This is a genomic window from Mesorhizobium sp. M0276 (genome assembly GCF_040321755.1).
Taxonomy (GTDB): Bacteria; Pseudomonadota; Alphaproteobacteria; order Rhizobiales; family Rhizobiaceae; genus Mesorhizobium.
This window is the reverse complement of sequence record NZ_JAMYSC010000096.1, coordinates 1-15,413: the sequence shown is the minus strand read 5'-3', so window position 1 is coordinate 15,413 and position 15,413 is coordinate 1. Positions and strand designations below refer to the sequence as shown.

At 61.6% G+C, this 15,413-nt stretch carries 16 protein-coding genes; 8 read left to right on the top strand and 8 right to left on the bottom strand.

Annotation, left to right across the window (positions count from 1 at the left end):
• Positions 1 to 311 precede the first annotated feature (311 nt).
• The gene (cysS, locus tag NKJ01_RS34535; RefSeq protein ID WP_352734940.1) at positions 312 to 1,745 is read right to left on the bottom strand and encodes a cysteine--tRNA ligase; all 1,434 of its coding nucleotides are present in this window, start codon (positions 1,743 to 1,745) and stop codon (positions 312 to 314) included.
• 387 nt (positions 1,746 to 2,132) lie between these two features.
• Here cysS and NKJ01_RS34530 point away from each other — a divergent pair, with 387 nt between their 5' ends.
• A complete protein-coding gene (locus tag NKJ01_RS34530; RefSeq protein ID WP_023762063.1) occupies positions 2,133 to 2,288 on the top strand; it encodes a hypothetical protein in 156 nt (51 codons plus the stop codon).
• Positions 2,289 to 2,358: 70 nt separating this feature from the next.
• On the opposite strand, the gene NKJ01_RS34525 is transcribed toward NKJ01_RS34530, so the two are convergent.
• A complete protein-coding gene (locus NKJ01_RS34525) occupies positions 2,359 to 3,120 on the bottom strand; it encodes an SOS response-associated peptidase (protein ID WP_352734938.1) in 762 nt (253 codons plus the stop codon).
• A 125-nt stretch (positions 3,121 to 3,245) separates the two neighbouring features.
• On the opposite strand from NKJ01_RS34525, the gene NKJ01_RS34520 reads away from it, so the two are divergent.
• The 4 genes from NKJ01_RS34520 to NKJ01_RS34505 all read left to right on the top strand — a co-directional run bounded on the left by NKJ01_RS34520 (position 3,246) and on the right by NKJ01_RS34505 (position 5,726).
• Positions 3,246 to 3,680 carry an NUDIX hydrolase gene (locus NKJ01_RS34520; protein WP_023762065.1) on the top strand — a complete coding sequence of 145 codons (435 nt, stop codon included), beginning with the start codon at positions 3,246 to 3,248 and terminating at the stop codon, positions 3,678 to 3,680.
• A 93-nt stretch (positions 3,681 to 3,773) separates the two neighbouring features.
• Positions 3,774 to 4,151 carry a TIGR02301 family protein gene (locus NKJ01_RS34515; protein ID WP_031261008.1) on the top strand — a complete coding sequence of 126 codons (378 nt, stop codon included), beginning with the start codon at positions 3,774 to 3,776 and terminating at the stop codon, positions 4,149 to 4,151.
• A gap of 458 nt (positions 4,152 to 4,609) precedes the next feature.
• A complete protein-coding gene (locus tag NKJ01_RS34510) occupies positions 4,610 to 4,867 on the top strand; it encodes a hypothetical protein (RefSeq protein ID WP_008874920.1) in 258 nt (85 codons plus the stop codon).
• A 70-nt stretch (positions 4,868 to 4,937) separates the two neighbouring features.
• Entirely contained in the window at positions 4,938 to 5,726 is a 789-nt protein-coding gene (locus tag NKJ01_RS34505) for a hypothetical protein (RefSeq protein ID WP_352734936.1), read from the top strand.
• A 58-nt stretch (positions 5,727 to 5,784) separates the two neighbouring features.
• Here the strand turns inward: NKJ01_RS34505 and NKJ01_RS34500 are convergent, their stop codons facing one another.
• The gene (locus NKJ01_RS34500) at positions 5,785 to 6,012 is read right to left on the bottom strand and encodes a hypothetical protein (RefSeq protein ID WP_352734934.1); all 228 of its coding nucleotides are present in this window, start codon (positions 6,010 to 6,012) and stop codon (positions 5,785 to 5,787) included.
• A gap of 50 nt (positions 6,013 to 6,062) precedes the next feature.
• Positions 6,063 to 7,394, bottom strand: coding sequence for a dihydroorotase (locus NKJ01_RS34495; RefSeq protein ID WP_352734932.1), 1,332 nt, complete (start codon positions 7,392 to 7,394; stop codon positions 6,063 to 6,065).
• Between the two features lie 75 nt (positions 7,395 to 7,469).
• Here NKJ01_RS34495 and ygfZ point away from each other — a divergent pair, with 75 nt between their 5' ends.
• The 3 genes from ygfZ (at position 7,470) to NKJ01_RS34480 (ending at position 11,166) form a co-directional block, all read left to right on the top strand.
• Positions 7,470 to 8,330 (top strand): CAF17-like 4Fe-4S cluster assembly/insertion protein YgfZ, encoded by an 861-nt coding sequence (gene ygfZ / locus NKJ01_RS34490; RefSeq protein ID WP_352734930.1) that lies wholly within the window; start codon positions 7,470 to 7,472, stop codon positions 8,328 to 8,330.
• A complete protein-coding gene (locus NKJ01_RS34485; protein ID WP_352599196.1) occupies positions 8,330 to 8,965 on the top strand; it encodes an HD domain-containing protein in 636 nt (211 codons plus the stop codon). Before ygfZ ends, NKJ01_RS34485 begins: the two co-directional genes overlap by 1 nt.
• Positions 8,966 to 9,027: 62 nt before the next feature.
• Positions 9,028 to 11,166: a putative bifunctional diguanylate cyclase/phosphodiesterase gene (locus NKJ01_RS34480; protein WP_352734928.1), complete on the top strand. Its 2,139-nt coding sequence runs from the start codon at positions 9,028 to 9,030 to the stop codon at positions 11,164 to 11,166.
• A 265-nt stretch (positions 11,167 to 11,431) separates the two neighbouring features.
• Here the strand turns inward: NKJ01_RS34480 and NKJ01_RS34475 are convergent, their stop codons facing one another.
• From NKJ01_RS34475 to NKJ01_RS34460, 4 genes are all read right to left on the bottom strand, one after another.
• Positions 11,432 to 12,895 (bottom strand): RimK family ATP-grasp domain-containing protein, encoded by a 1,464-nt coding sequence (locus NKJ01_RS34475; protein ID WP_352734926.1) that lies wholly within the window; start codon positions 12,893 to 12,895, stop codon positions 11,432 to 11,434.
• 5 nt (positions 12,896 to 12,900) lie between these two features.
• Complete coding sequence (locus tag NKJ01_RS34470) at positions 12,901 to 13,998, bottom strand: peptidase C39 family protein (RefSeq protein ID WP_023762075.1); 1,098 nt, start codon at positions 13,996 to 13,998, stop codon at positions 12,901 to 12,903.
• Between the two features lie 204 nt (positions 13,999 to 14,202).
• The gene (locus NKJ01_RS34465) at positions 14,203 to 14,994 is read right to left on the bottom strand and encodes an anti-sigma factor family protein (protein ID WP_352734924.1); all 792 of its coding nucleotides are present in this window, start codon (positions 14,992 to 14,994) and stop codon (positions 14,203 to 14,205) included.
• Positions 14,991 to 15,413: RNA polymerase sigma factor (locus tag NKJ01_RS34460; RefSeq protein WP_352734923.1), on the bottom strand; the 423-nt coding region annotated here is incomplete at its 5' end. The genes NKJ01_RS34465 and NKJ01_RS34460, both read right to left, overlap by 4 nt.

The following is a 15,413-nucleotide window of genomic DNA, read 5'->3' as shown; positions in this document are numbered from 1 at the left end:
GAGAGAAGACGGACAAACCCCGTTTTACGGGGCATGCACATGCGGCATTTCGATTCACTCAAAACTTTCCCCGGACAGCCCTGCCCCTTGCGGGGGAGATGCCCGGCAGGGCAGAGGGGGGTGCTGTCCCGCCGGCCTATCCGCTGAAGGCCGCTGCCTTCTCGGGAAATGGTTGAAACGAGGGAGTACAAACGGTAACGCTGGCGTTCCTTCACACCCCCCTCTGTCCTGCCGGACATCTCCCCCGCAAGGGGGGAGATTGGCTGTCGCCAGCGTCTCCGCCAACCTTGCAAAAGAGTTTCGCGCCAACCTCACCGCTTCACCTCCCAAGTGGTGATGCGTTCGCCAGTGACCGGGTCCTTGCCGTCCTTCAACTGTATACCTTGTGCAAGCAGTTCATCGCGGATGCGGTCGGCCTCGGCCCAGTTCTTCGCGGCGATGAATGCCAGGCGCTTGGCGATGGCCTTGGCGATGTAGTCTTCATCGACCTTCGCCGACGCGACATCGAAGCCGAGGAACAGAAGCGTCGCCTTCAGCGACGCTGCGGCATCGTTGCCGTCGGCTGCCTCGCCGGCCAATTGGGTCAAAACCTGGAAGGCGGCATAGGTGGCGAGATCGTCGGACAAGGCATCGATGACCTCCACCGGCAACTGCCCCGCCGCCGGCGCCAGATCCGCCGCCCGCTTCCATTTGCGCAGCGTGTTCTCGGCCTCTTCCAGCTTGCGCACGGAAAAGTCGATCGGCTCGCGATAATGCGTCATCAGCATCGCCAGCCGCAGCACCTCGCCCGGCCATTTGCGGCCACCGAAGGTCTCGGTCTCCAGCAATTCGTTGATCGAATAAAAATTGCCAAGGCTCTTCGACATCTTCTGGCCTTCGACCTGCAGGAAGCCATTGTGCATCCAGATGTTGGCCATCACATCGGTGCCGTGGGCGCAGCGCGACTGGGCGATCTCGTTTTCATGGTGCGGGAAGATCAGGTCGAGGCCGCCGCCATGAATATCGAAGACTTCGCCAAGATAGGCGGCCGACATTGCCGAGCATTCGATGTGCCAACCCGGCCGGCCTCGGCCCCATGGCGAATTCCAGCCCGGCTCCTCCGGCGACGACAGCTTCCAGAGGACAAAATCGCCGGGATTTTTCTTGTGCGCGTCGACGGCGACGCGGGCGCCGGCCTGCTGCTCGTCGAGATTGCGCTTTGACAATTGACCGTAGTCAGGCATCGACGCGGTGTCGAACAGGACTTCGCCTGCGGCAACATAGGCATGGCCGCGTTCGATCAGGCTTTGAATCAAGGTGATCATGTCCACCTTGCCGTCAGCGCGGGGCTCGACGAATTCGGTGGCGCGCGGCTCGACCGTCGGCTCCAAGCAGCCAAGAACCGCCACGTCGCGGTGAAACTGATCGGCGGTCTTTTCGGTGACCCTCCGGATCGCTTCATTGAGCGAAAGCTTGCCTGAGGCGATCTCGCCGCCAAAATCCCGCAAGGCGCGCGCGTTGATCTTGTCGTCGACGTCGGTGATGTTGCGAACATAGGTGACATGCGCCTGCCCATAGACATGGCGCAGCAAGCGGAACAGCACGTCGAAGACGATCACCGGCCTGGCATTGCCGATATGGGCAAAGTCATAGACGGTTGGGCCGCAGACATACATGCGCACATTGCGCGCATCGATCGGGATGAAATCCTCCTTCGTCCGCGTCAGCGTGTTGTAGAGGCGCAGGCCCTTCGATGCGTCAGACATTCGTGCCTTCCCGGTCTGTTGTGTTCAGGACCCCGCCTAGCGCCGAAGCGCAAGACCGAATTCCAGCCTGCTGGCCGGGGCGTTTGTCCAATCTGGGAAAGATGAGGCGAAAACGTCCGGACCAGCGCGAGGCTAGCCAATAATGCAAATGCCACAAATGGCGAAAGACGTTTTCATGGCCGGCTTTATCGCCTTGGCCAGTGTTGCCGTCAAGTCGCTAGTTTCGGCAAAAACGTCGCTGGATCACAGGTAATGATGCACAGAAACATTTTATTAAACATGTCGGCACAGTCATGAAACATTCGTCGACTAGATCAGCAGGCGTCACGATTTGGTCAGAATCGGCCATCAAACGCGGACACGAAAATGTTATCTGGGAAGAGAGACATGCCTCGCAGCAAACAAGAATCCAACCGCGCCAAGCAACCGGCGCTGGCCAACCACTATCGCGCAGTCGGTCCTGCCGCGATCGTCGCCGCCCTTCTGCACACCGCGAAGAAGAACAAGCCGGCACAGAAGATCGTGTCGCCCCGCGCCGCCTGAAGCGGTTTGCGACCGGCCGCATAGCCGGGCATGATGGCGCCGATATGCGCCTCTCAACAACGGCCTCAGGCTAAAACAGCGTCATCTGACTGTCGTCCGCGCCGGGCTTCCGGCGCTTGACCTTCTCGGGCTCCGGCCCGATCTCGCCCCGCTCCTGAATCTCCGGTCCAGTGTTGGCGACCTTGTTGACGAGGTCGGAGATGGGAATTGCCTCGAAGAAATCGAGTTGTGTCGGCCGCAACAGGTCGGCCACATCGCGCGGCTCGAGCGTGCGGCAATCCAGCCAGCGGGCGAAATCCCTGGGATCGATCACCACCGGCATGCGATCATGGATATGCGCGATATCGGCATTGGCGTTGACTGTCAGGATGGCGCCGGTGTCCATTTCCGAACCGCCCGGCTCGGCATAGGTCTCGATCAATCCGGCAAAGGCGACCAACCCGCCATGCCTGGGTCTGATCCAGTAGGGTTGCCCCTTCCTGCCACCGGTTTGCCGCCATTCGTAGAAGCCGGAGGCCGGTACCAAGGCACGGCGATGGCGCATCGCCGTTTTGAACGAGGCCTTTTCGGCAGCGCCCTCAGAACGCGCGTTGAACAGCAGTGGAAACTCGCTTGTGTCCTTCACCCAGGTCGGGATCAGCCCCCAGCGCACCAGCATCGGCTGGCGGTCCGGCAGATTCGAGCCCGGCGCTCGCGGAGGGCCGGCGATCACCATCAGGACCGGCTGTGTCGGCGCGATGTTGTAGCGTGGCGGGAACTCCTCCAGTTCGGCCAAGCCCAGCACGGCGGCGGTCTGATACGGCGTCGCGGTCAAGGCAAAACGTCCGCACATTGTCTGTTGCTGCCCTCGAATGGTCTGGTTCAAAAGTGGCGATGGAACCGGCGTTGCGCAACCGCTAAAGCTCGCCCATGCTGGGCGGTCCACAACAGACCTACCTCCACGCCTGATCGGGATCCATGAACGAAGCGCGTAAGATACTGCCTGCAGTCTCGGTCGCCATCGTGCGTGCGGATACCGTGCTTCTGGTCAAGCGAGCCCGGCAACCCTCGCGAGGACTCTATGCCTTTCCGGGGGGCAAGGTCGAACCCGGCGAAACGCTGGAGCAGGCTGCCGCCCGCGAACTGCTGGAAGAGACCGGCTTGCGGGCCACCGATTACCATCCGCTTCGGGAAATCCATATCGACGGCCGGGACGACAGCCACCCCGTCGATTATCTCCTCACGGTCTTCGGCGCAGCCTATGCCGGCGGTGAGGCGGTGGCCAGCGACGACGCCGAGACGGCTGCGTTCTATACGCTCAGCGAGATGGCGACACTGCCGCTTGCCGGCTCGGTGTTCGCGGTTGCCGAAGACTTGTTGAACCCCGGCGGACACGGCAGGCCGCAGTCCTGAAAATCGCCTTGCAGGCGACAAATTGTTTCGTCACAAAGACTTATGCTGTCTGGCAAAGCCAGAACGGCTTATGCCGTTCGGCAGAGAAGATTCATGAACCGTTCATCCATGCTCCTCGCCATATGCCTGTCCGTCAGCGCAGCCGTTTCGATACGGCCCGCACTTAGCGCCGAGTCGCCGTTCGAGCCGGGGCTGATGCGATTGGCGGAGGTTTTGGGGTCGCTGCATTTCCTGCGCAATTTGTGCGGCGAGAAGGGCGACCAGTGGCGTGTCGAGATGGAGAAGCTGCTCGATTCGGAAAATCCGGATGCCGAGCGGCGCGCCCGTTTCATCGCCAGCTTCAATCGCGGCTATCGCTCCTTCGGCGGCACCTATACGCAGTGCACACCCTCGGCGACCGAAGCCATCAGCCGCTATATGAAGGAAGGCGAGACGCTGTCACGCGATATCGCCTCGCGTTACGGCAACTAGGATGTCGCCCAAAGTGCGCAGCGGTTTTGGATAAAGACGGCATAAATTAGAAAGCCTAAAGCGCGTCGCCTGACTCCAACGAAACGCGACGTGCTTTGGGCGTTTCAACTCCTCATCAACAATTATCCGGGCCATTGCCGGTGACAGCCGACATGTCCGGCTTGTGCCAGGCGATATCTTGGTGCAATCCTCATGTGGCGCTTCTGCAACAGTATTAACAAAACCTTATCGCGAGAATGCGGAATTAACTCAAACTGAAGGTTTTCGCCCCGCGTGCCGCGCTAATCGGCTAAGTTTGACTCGGGTCGAACGCAGCCTCGCGCAAGGCAACCGGTCTTTGTAACATACGATCAAAAAAATGTCGTATTTACAAATACTTAATTGCCTCGCGTGTGAAATGAACAGATCAGGCCTGATCCACATCGATGGATCGCTGCTTGAAAGGTGGACATTCGCTTATGGAACATGGTGTCAACGACATCGACGCGCTGGTCCGGGAAGAAAAACGCCTGACCGCCGTGGAAAGCCACAGCGAGGCCTGGGCGGAAGGTCTCTCCGCCGGCATAGAGCCCGAGATCATTGCCGAAGCAGCGCTCGAAACCGCCTTCGGTGAGATGTTGCGTGCCAATGGCGAGACCTCGGCCCTTGCCCTGCTCGACCGTATGCGTGAAAAGGTGATTGCTGGCGCCTTCGAACCTGAACGGCTGCGGCACTGAACCGACGTCCGGCTCTTTGACGACGGAACGCCGCTCGGGCGTCATGCCCGGAAGCAGGGAGAAACGGGCAGTGAGTTTTTCGATGTCAGGCGAGCCGCGTGGCTTGGTCCTTTACATCTGCTTCGCCGCTTGCTGTGCCGCGATTCCCATGGTTGTATGTCTCGCAAGCAGCCCCGCTTATGCGCTGAGCGAGATCAAGCGCGAAGAGCTACCTCCAACAGTCACGCAGCCGGCGGACGACGACATGTCGCCCCCGGGAAGCACCGTGCCGATGCCCAACCCGGTCGGAACGCCGCCTCCGGCCGGCCAGCCGGCTGCTCCGGGCGAATCCGAGCCCGACAGCCCGGCAGATGGCGGCGTGACCAGGCCGCGCGTCGATCCGGACACGCCCCTGCCGGAGGTTGTCTACGATCTCGGCAAGCTGCCGGAACCGGTCCGGCGCATGCATGATCTGATCGTCGAGGCCTGCAAGGGCGGCGACATCGAAAGACTGCGGCCCTTGATCGGTACGGGCGGCAGCATGACGCAGATATCGCTGACCGACATAGACGGCGACGCCATCGCCTTCCTTAAAGGCCTCTCGGGTGATCCGGATGGCCAGGAGATCCTTGCCATCCTCGAGGAGGTGCTCAATGCCGGTTATGTCCACCTCGATGCCGGCAAGCCCGAAGAACTCTATGTGTGGCCGTATTTCTTTGCCATGCCGTTGGACAAGCTGGATGCCAAGCAGCGGGTCGAACTGTTCAAGATCGTCACCGCTGGCGATTTCGACGACATGAAGCAGTTCGGCGCTTACATTTTCTACCGTGTCGGCATTACGCCCTCCGGACAATGGACCTTCTTCGTCGCCGGGGATTGAGTTCCGCCAGCTATCGACGCGGTCCCTCGTCGATGCCGGTATCCGGCCGAAAGGAACTTCAGACAGTGGTCAAAAGGATGCCGTGACCAAACTTATCTGCCAGAGTCTGGATAAGCAGCTTTTCACGCGTCGTAAGACGCTTTTGATCGACAAAACGCCAATTTCGCTCGTATAGCGCAAATGCCTCCTCGGCTGGAATCGAGCGCGTAGGGTCGCGATTCCAAGCAAGTGCACGGAGCTCTGGAAACTCGGCAGGGACAATCATGGGCGCGATATCTGCGTTCATAGCCCTCTTAACTTAATGGATCGTCCGTTAAAATCCGACGCTTGAACCAGCTACCCAACCAATGCTTCGGAAAACTCCACCGCTTTGCCCTGGCTTGGCGTGGCGATCTCGCCTTCCCACATGACGCGGCGGCCGCGAATGACGGTGCCGAGCGGCCAACCGGTCACTTCTCTCCCGTCATAAGGCGTCCAGCCAGCTTTCGAGCCGGCCTGCGCGTTGGTGATAGTCTCTCGCCGCTTCATATCGACTATGGTGAAGTCGGCGTCGTAGCCGGCGGCGATGCGGCCTTTTCTAGCCATGCCGAAGATACGCTGCGGGCCGTGGCTGGACAGGTCGACAAAGCGTTGCAGCGTCAATCGGCCGGCATTGACGTGGTCGAGCATGATCGGCACCAGCGTCTGAACGCCGGTCATCCCCGAGGGCGAGGCCGGATAGGGCTTTGCCTTCTCGGCCAGCGTGTGCGGCGCGTGGTCGGAGCCGAGCGCGTCGACGATGCCTTGCGCAATGCCCTGCCAGACGCCGTCGCGATGACGGGCGGCACGCACTGGCGGGTTCATCTGGATCAGCGTGCCGAGCCGCGCATAATCGTCCGCGCTCAGCGTCAGATGATGCGGCGTCGCCTCACAGGTCGCGACATCCTTGTGCTGTTCGAGGAATAGGATCTCCTCGGCCGTCGAGATGTGCAGGACATGGATGCGGGCGCGAACATTGCGCGCGATGCGTACAAGCCGTTCGGTGCAGCGCAAGGCGGCGATCTCATCTCGCCAGACCGGGTGCGATGACGGATCGCCATCGATGCGTTCATTCAGACGCTCGCGCAGCCGGAACTCGTCCTCGGAATGAAAGGCGGCGCGACGGCGCGTGTTTCGGAGGATCGATGCCACGCCCTCGTCGTCTTCGACCAGCAGATCGCCGGTGGACGAGCCCATGAAGACCTTGATCCCGGCCGCGCCCGGCAGCCGCTCGAGCTCGCCGACATCTTTCGCATTCTCGCGCGTGCCGCCGACCCAGAATGCGAAATCGCAGTGCATGCGACCGCTGCCGCGCCGAACCTTGTCGGCAAGCGCTGCCTCGCAGGTGGTCAAAGGATTGGTGTTGGGCATCTCGAACACGGCGGTAACGCCGCCAAGCACCGCCGCGCGCGAACCCGTTTCCAGATCTTCCTTGTGCTCCAGTCCAGGTTCACGAAAATGCACCTGGCTGTCGATGACTCCCGGCAGGATATGCAGGCCGCGGCAGTCGATCGTCTCGCCGGCCGAAGCCTGGCGGAGATCGCCGATGGCGGCGATGCGCCCGTCCTTCACGCCGATATCGCGGACCCCTTCGCCATCATGGTTGACCACTGTGCCGCCTGTCAGGATGAGGTCGTAGATCATGGCCATGCTCTCTTGCGGGGGGAGTGCCAGCGGCTTACGTAAAGGCCGACCATTTTGCAAGATCAGGCTGCTTTTCCGCCCATGCCCTTTGCCCAGCTCAAAGACCGCGCCCTCATTTCCGTCTCGGGTCCCGATGCCGAGCACTTTTTGCAGAACATCCTGACCACCGATCTCGACATATTGGCTCCTGGCGAAGCGAAGCCCGGCGCGCTGCTGACGCCGCAAGGCAAGATCCTGTTCGATTTCCTGATCTCGCGCGCCGGCGAGAATGCATTCCGGCTCGAATGCCGTGCCGATATCTCGGACGATTTCATGCGCCGGCTGACGCTCTACAAACTGCGCGCCAAGGTCGAGATTGCCAAATCCGATCAGGCGCTTGTCACCGTCGCATGGGGACCGGAATCAACCCCCTCACAATCCGATTCAACGGCGGTGACCGACACGCGCTTTCCGAGCGGCGCCGTCACGCGCTCCTATAGCAAAACCGATGATCGAAGCGACCTCGCCGCATGGCACGCCTTCCGTATCGCCGGCGGTGTTGCGGAAAGCGGCAGCGACTACCAACTTGGAGACGCTTTCCCCCATGACGTGCTGTTGGACGAAACCGGCGGTGTCGGTTTCAGAAAGGGCTGCTATGTCGGCCAGGAGGTCGTCTCGCGCATGCAGCATCGCGGCACTGCCAGGCGGCGCGTACTGATTGCATCGGCCGACAGGTCCCTACCCGCATCAGGCACCGAGCTAACCGTCGCGGGACGGCCGGTTGGCACGCTCGGCTCGACTGTCGGCACGACCGGTCTGGCCATTGCCCGCATCGACCGGATCAAGGCGGCGATCGACGCCGGTCAGCCGATCATGGCCGGGGACGCCAGCGTTTCACTTGCCATCCCGGCCTGGGCAAAATTCGCCTTCCCGCAGGAAGCCGTCAACGCGGAGGAGGCCTGATGGCGGCCGACCGTGTCGGCGCGCCGGCACGCGCCTGGCAGCGCATGCTGTCGGGCCGCCGGCTCGACCTGCTCGACCCCTCGCCGCTCGATATCGAGATTTCGGACATTGCGCATGGGCTCGCCCGCGTTGCACGCTGGAACGGCCAGACCAGCGGCGAACATGCCTTTTCGGTTGCCCAGCACTCGCTGCTGGTCGAGGCGCTGTTCTGCGATCTGGTGCCTGAGGCTTCGCCCGATGCGCGGCTGGCCGCGCTGCTGCACGACGCCCCCGAATATGTCATCGGCGACATGATCTCACCGTTCAAATCGGTGATGGGCGGAAGCTACAAGGACTGTGAGTTGCGGTTGCAGCGCGCCATCCACCTGCGCTTCTCGCTGCCGCCGGAACCAGCCGCCGCGCTGCGCAAGGAGATCAAGCGCGCCGACCAGATCGCCGCCTATTTCGAGGCGACGCTGCTTGCCGGGTTTTCGACCGCCGAGGCGACCGAATTCTTCGGCCGTCCGCGCGGCTTCAATGCCGACCGCTTCGACCTCACGCCGCGATCGGTGACCTGGGCGCAGAATGCGTTCCTGAAGCGGTTTTCCGCCATCGAGAGGTCGCGGCATCAGGCTTCGGCGTCCGCGGTCGGCTAAAAACGCTAAATTAACCGGCGGCGACCACAGTAGCTCGTTCGATGACGATCCGCAGGCGCCTCATGCCCGTCGCCGATGCCAAGGGTGGTTCGGCCGTCCCGGATCGGGAGCCCGAAGGCATGGATCGCTCGCGCCATATGGAAGACGAATTGCGCGAACAGAACGAACGTTTTTCGGCCGCGGTCGAAAACATGTCGCATGGCCTTTGCATGTTCGACGCCGACGAGCGGATGATCATCTGCAACGGCAATTATATCAACATCTTCTGCCTCGACCCTAAGGTGATACGGCCCGGCATCCCGTTTCTCGACATTCTGCGCCATAGCGTCGACATAGGCATCGCCTCGGAAAGCGCCGAACAGCTCTACGCCATCCGCAAGCCCTATATCGACCAGGCGAAACCCTCGACCTATGAGGAGACGTTGTCGGATGGTCGCATCATCAACATCTCGCATCGCCCGCTGGCTCTGGGCGGCTGGGTCTCGATCTACGAGGACATCACCGAACAGCGGCGCGCCGAACAAGAGCTCAAGGAGCAGCACCGCCGCTTCGACGCCGCGCTCGCCAACATGTCGCAGGGCCTGCTGATGTATGACGCCGATGGCAAGATGATCGTGCGCAACGGGCGCTTTCTGGAACTCTACAACGTCACCGCGGCGGACTTCCCGCTCGGGACGACGCACCGCGACGCACTCGAACGATTGCTGGAACTTGGCATCTATACGAAGATCGACGTCGATAGCGAAGTCGCCAAAACCGAAGCCTGCCTGGTGGCAGGGAAAATGCATTCGGCGTATCGGCATCTTACCGACGGCAGGACGATTCTGGTCACACGCCAGCCGATGAGCGGCGGCTGGGTGGCGACCTTCGACGACGTCACCGAACGCCGTCGCACCGAAGAGCGCATGACACATCTTGCGCATCACGACACGCTGACCGGGTTGCCCAACCGCCAGATGTTTCGCGAACGCCTCGATCTTGCGTTGGAAGATCCGGCGGCTACGCCGCTAGCAATCTTCTCGCTCGATCTGGATCGCTTCAAGGCCATCAACGACAGCTGGGGGCACCCGGCCGGCGACTGGCTGCTGAAGACCGTGGCCGACAGGCTGCAGCGTTGCCTGCGCAGTGAAACGGATGTCGTCGCCCGTTTCGGCGGCGACGAATTCGTCATTATCCAGTTCAATTTCAAGGGTATCGCCGATGCTGAGAAGCTGGCGAAGCGGATCGTCGAAACGATCGCAAAACCCTTCCGCGACAAGAGCCGCGACATGCATGTCGGCATCAGCATGGGCATCGCTGTGTTTCCCGACGATGGCAGCGACGCCGATACGCTGCTGAAAAACGCCGATACGGCGCTCTACCGGGCGAAGAGCGAAGGGCGCAATCTGTACCGCTTTTTCGAGCCCGGAATGGACGCCATGGTGCGGGCACGACGCGCACTCGAGACCGACCTCGAGGCAGCGCTGCCTCGACAGGAGTTCGATCTCGATTTCCAGCCCATCATGAACATCGCCTCCGGTGAGATCGTCGGTGCCGAAGCCTTGATGCGCTGGCATTCGCCAGAGCGGGGCACGGTGGCGCCCGACAAGTTCATTCCGGTCGCCGAAGAAATCGGACTGATCGTGCCGCTTGGCGAGTGGGCGCTGAGAAAGGCTTGCACCGCTGCGGCAGGCTGGCCGGCCGGCCTGCGCATCGCGGTCAATGTCTCGGCCGTGCAGCTCAAAAGCGGCGGCTTTGCCCGTAGCGTCATCTCGGCTCTCGCCTTTTCCGGCGTGCCCGCCGACCGGCTGGAACTGGAAATAACCGAAACCGTGCTGATGGATGAGAGTGAAGCCGTGCTGAGGACATTGCGGCAGTTGCGCGGGCTCGGCATTCGCATCGCGCTCGACGATTTCGGCACCGGCTATTCCTCGCTCGGTTATCTCAGGCGTTTTCCCGTCGACAAGATCAAGATCGACCGTTCGTTCATCCACGATCTGGGCAATCGCGACACTGCGGCGATCGTTCGCACCGTCATCGGGCTGGGTGCCGAGCTTGGCATCACCGTCACCGCCGAGGGTGTCGAGACCGAGGCGCAGCTCGACATGCTGAGAGGCAATGGCTGTAACGAGGCGCAGGGCTATCTGATCGGCGTGCCGTCAAAGGCGGCCGATATTCAGCGCCTGTTAGAATCCCGTTCGGTGCATAGCCAAACCGGGTGAGCGGCCGTCATCAGCGTAGCATCTCGATGTATTTGCCGTGAAAGCTGACATAGCTCGGCTCTACCACCTTCAAATGCCCTCCGATCAGCGTATGAAACTGCGGCAGTTGATGAAATGGCACACCGCGTGATGCTCGGCATGCAAGCCTATGCGGTTTATGTCAGCCGCGATGTGATGCACACGGAGTTCGCCCGGTCCCCATCACGAAAGGTGCGGTAAATTTCCTTGCGATCGCAGCCGGCAAAAAACCTCGAAGCCCGGTTGACTACCGCCCCGGTCGGTCTAGCCGCTCCAGGAACCACTGCGTCAGACGCACCCAGACTTCGTCCTTTTCGCCGGAGTCCTCCCAGCCATGGTCGAGGTTAGGATTGTCGTTCACTTCGATGACGAAGACGCCGTCCTTGGTTTCCTTGAGGTCGACGCCGTAGAGCCCGTCACCGATGCAGCGCGCCGCCTTTACCGCCGTCTCGACGACATGCGCCGGCGTTTCCTTCAGCGTGAAGGTCTTGATGCCGCCCTGGTCGGGCTTGCCGTTGGCCTTGTGATTGACGATCTGCCAATGCTTCTTGGCCATCAGATAGTGCACCGCAAACAGTGGCTGGCCGCCGAGCACGCCGACGCGCCAGTCATATTCGGTCGGAATGAACTTCTGAGCGATCAGAAGATCGGAATCCTCCAGCCATTCGGTGGCGAGCGTCTTCAGTTCCTCGAAGTTGGCGCACTTCTTGACGCCGCGCGAGAATGACGAATCCGGGATCTTCAGCACCAGCGGAAAGCCCAGCGTCTGCGCCGCCAGTTCGAGGTCCGAGGTACCGGCGATCATCACCGTCGGCGGCACCGGCACCTTGTTGTAGGCCATCAGCTCGTTGAGATAGACCTTGTTGGTGCAGCGGATCATCGACAACGGATCGTCGATGACCGGCATGCCTTCCTGCTGAGCCCGGCGGGCGAAGCGATAGGTGTGGTTGGAGATCGAAGTCGTCTCGCGGATGAACAGCGCGTCGTAGTTGGCGAGCTTGGCGAGGTCCCGCTTGGTGATAGGCTCGATTTCGACGCCCATCTTTTCGGCGATCTTGGCCCAATAGCGCAGCGACGATATCTCCGACGGCGGCAATTCCTCATGTGGATCGACCAGCGTGGCGAAGGTGTAGCGCGCCGGCGTGCGGCCCTTGGTGTCGCGCCACTCGCGGTTGGTATAGGTCTCCAGGCACTGGATGAAGCTTTTTTCGTCGTCCTCGGTCATGCGCGCCAGCGGATGGAAGCCGATCTTGCGGATCGAGGCCCATTCGGCGCTGTCCTTGATGTGGACTTCGAGCGCCGGTGCACGGAACCAGTCGAACAACAGCTTGGCGAAACGGTCCCAGATTTTCGACGGCCCGATGCCGAAGAAGATGCAGACTTTTTGCGGGAAGGCGCCGCCGAGGTCCTTGCGGCATTTGTTGAGCGCCAGTTCCAGTTCCGGCAGCGCGTGCTCATAAAGCTTGCGCTCCGACAGGTCGATCATCGTCTCGACCGTCGGAATCACCTTATGCCCGCGCGAGCTTGCCAGCAGCGAGGCATAGTAGCCTCGGCTCTGGTAGGCGTAGTTGTTCGAGAGGTTGATGACTTTCGGGCGCTGGCCGCGAAACAACGACGGATGCGCGAGATAGTCGCGATTGGTGATGATCTTGTGTGGTGTCGCCACCTGGTCGAGATCGCTCTGCCTGCCTGTAAGAATAACCCAGGTCATTGTTATCAGCGCTTTCCCAGAGTGATGGCGGCACGCAGTCCGTCGCGGCCAAACTGCGCCATGTTCATGAAGATGCCGTAAGGCACGGGAATATTGGCGGCATCAAGGATGGTCTCCTGCCTTTCGTCCTCGACCCAAGGATCGTGGATCAGGATATGGTCGCCGTCATCGCCGATCGCCAGCACCCAATGCGGCACCTTCTTTCCGAACATCAGGAAGCCGCTGATCAGCACCAGGACCAGTTTTCCCCCAGCGATCGCGGCCCTGATATCGTCGATGGTGAACGGACGGTAATTCACCGGGATGCCGTAAAGTTCCGCGCGCCGGCGAAAGTCGACTTGGGCCAGTTCCATCACCCGGCGCTTGTCCTCGCTGCGCACCGATTGCAGGAACAGCGCGCCGTAGAAGGAGACGTAGACCTCCGCCGCAAGCCCGCTTTCGTACCCCGAGACAGCAAGGCCGAAAGGCTCACACCCGCCCGGCCCCGACATCATGAAGACGGTCGTCGCCTCGCGCCACAGGCGGATTTCCATGACCGGATCCGGCACGAAGCCGCGATCGAAATTGGCCATGGCCATCATCAGGCAGCACGGGCCGCAAGTGAATTCGCAGGTCTGCTGGTAGAACGGCACCTTGGTGGCGATCGGAACGTCGCCGCGCAAGGTCTTTTCGTAGCGCAGTGCCGTCTCGCCATCCTCATAGTAGCCTGGTTCGCGGCCGATCTTGCGATAGCCGGCTTGTTCGTAGATGCAGATCGCGCGGCTGTTGTCCTCGCGCACCTCGAGACGCAGCATCATGCGATCGTGTTCGAAGGCGGCCTCTTCGGCGGATCCGAGCAGCATGCGGCCGACACCTAGCCCACCGAAAAACGGACCGGTGGCGATCGAATAGAGGCGCGCCACACCGCTTCCCTTGCGAAACAACACGATCGCGTAGCCGGCCACGCGGCCATCGACTTCGGCGACCAGGGTCTCGGCGGTTTCACGTTCGATGAACAGGCGGAAGGAGCGGCGGGAAATACGGTCGGTCGAGAAAACAGCTTTCTCTATGGCGGCGAGATCATCGACGTCAGACGCGCGGGCCGTGCGGATCTCGGCAGGCATGCGGCTTCAGAGAACCTCGATTGGTGGTGGGAAATGCCCTACTTGAAACGTTCAAGACATCAGTCGAAATACTGACGGCCAGAAAGCGCTATCGCACCTCGAATAGGGCCGAATTGTGACAGATTCGACAGCAGTCGGCGATGTAAAAACGCGTTGAACCAGATCACCAACATAGATCGGTGTTGCCATCAAAAGCGGCGCCTTTCAACTGGCCAGGCCGGCCAGAAGCTGACCATAGGCGCTCTTTGCCACGATGGCCAATTGCTCGCGCGGCAGCGAGCCGACGACGGCGCAGCCATAGCCCTTGTCCAGCCAGTAGACGGCCCGGGGACCGTCCTCCGCCGATGCATAAGTTCCCTTGGCGTTCTCCGCTGATTGTGCCGTCACGAAGAGAGATATGCGCTGGCCCTTGTCGTCCTCGTAGAGCAGCATCGCGGCCTTGCTCTCTCCGGCTGGCAGCAACCGGCCGCCGACCAACTGGAAACCGTTCGCGGTCAGGTCCGGCGCCACCAGCTTCAGCCCTACCCGATTGGACAGCCAGGTCTCCAGATGATCCTTGTCGCTGGCCGGCACTTCGACCGCATGCCGCTTTTCAGCGGCGAAGACGACATGGGCCGCGATTGCCTGCTCGGCCAGCCGATCCTCCGCCGGGTTCTCCAGCCCGATGCCATCGATGCCGGCAAGGTAGCCGCCAAGCCCGCCGGCGACCACAAGCACAGCAGCGGCCGCGGCAAGCCACCAGCGCGAGCGTGGCATCGCGACCTTGACCGGTGCCTCGCCGAGCACGACTTTGCGCAACCGCGCAGGCACGGGTTCGTCCAGCACTCCGGCGAAGGCGGCCTGCAACGCCGTCCGATCGGCGGTGAAGCGGGCGCTCTTGGCCTTCATCTCGGGATTGGCGTCGAGCCAGGCTTCGTAGGCGGCGCGCTCGTCGCTGGGCAACTCGCCATCGAGCGCCATGTGGATGTCACGTTCGGAGAAGTCACGGCGGATCATTTCTCGACGATCCTTATCGCGCGGCGACGCGCCGTGTCGTCCAGCAATCCGCGCAATTCCTCACGCCCGCGCGCGATGCGCGACATCAGCGTGCCGGCGGGCACGGCAAGAATGCTGGCGGCTTCGGCATAGGAGAAGCCTTCGATGGCAACCATGACCAGGGCTGCGCGGCGGTCGGGGCTGATCGCCTGCAACGCGTCGATGATCTCGCGCGAGGCGATGCTCTCCATCTGCTCGGACGGCTGGGCGACTGCCTCAGCGGCCGCTAATGGCAGCATCGCCGCCTCGCCGCGGCGGTTCACCTTGCGCATCTGGTCGATGAACAAATGATGCATGATCGTAAACAGCCACCTACGGGGGCTTTCTCCTGTCTGCCAGTTATCGAGCCGCACAAGCGCCCGCTCGAGGCAATCCTGGAC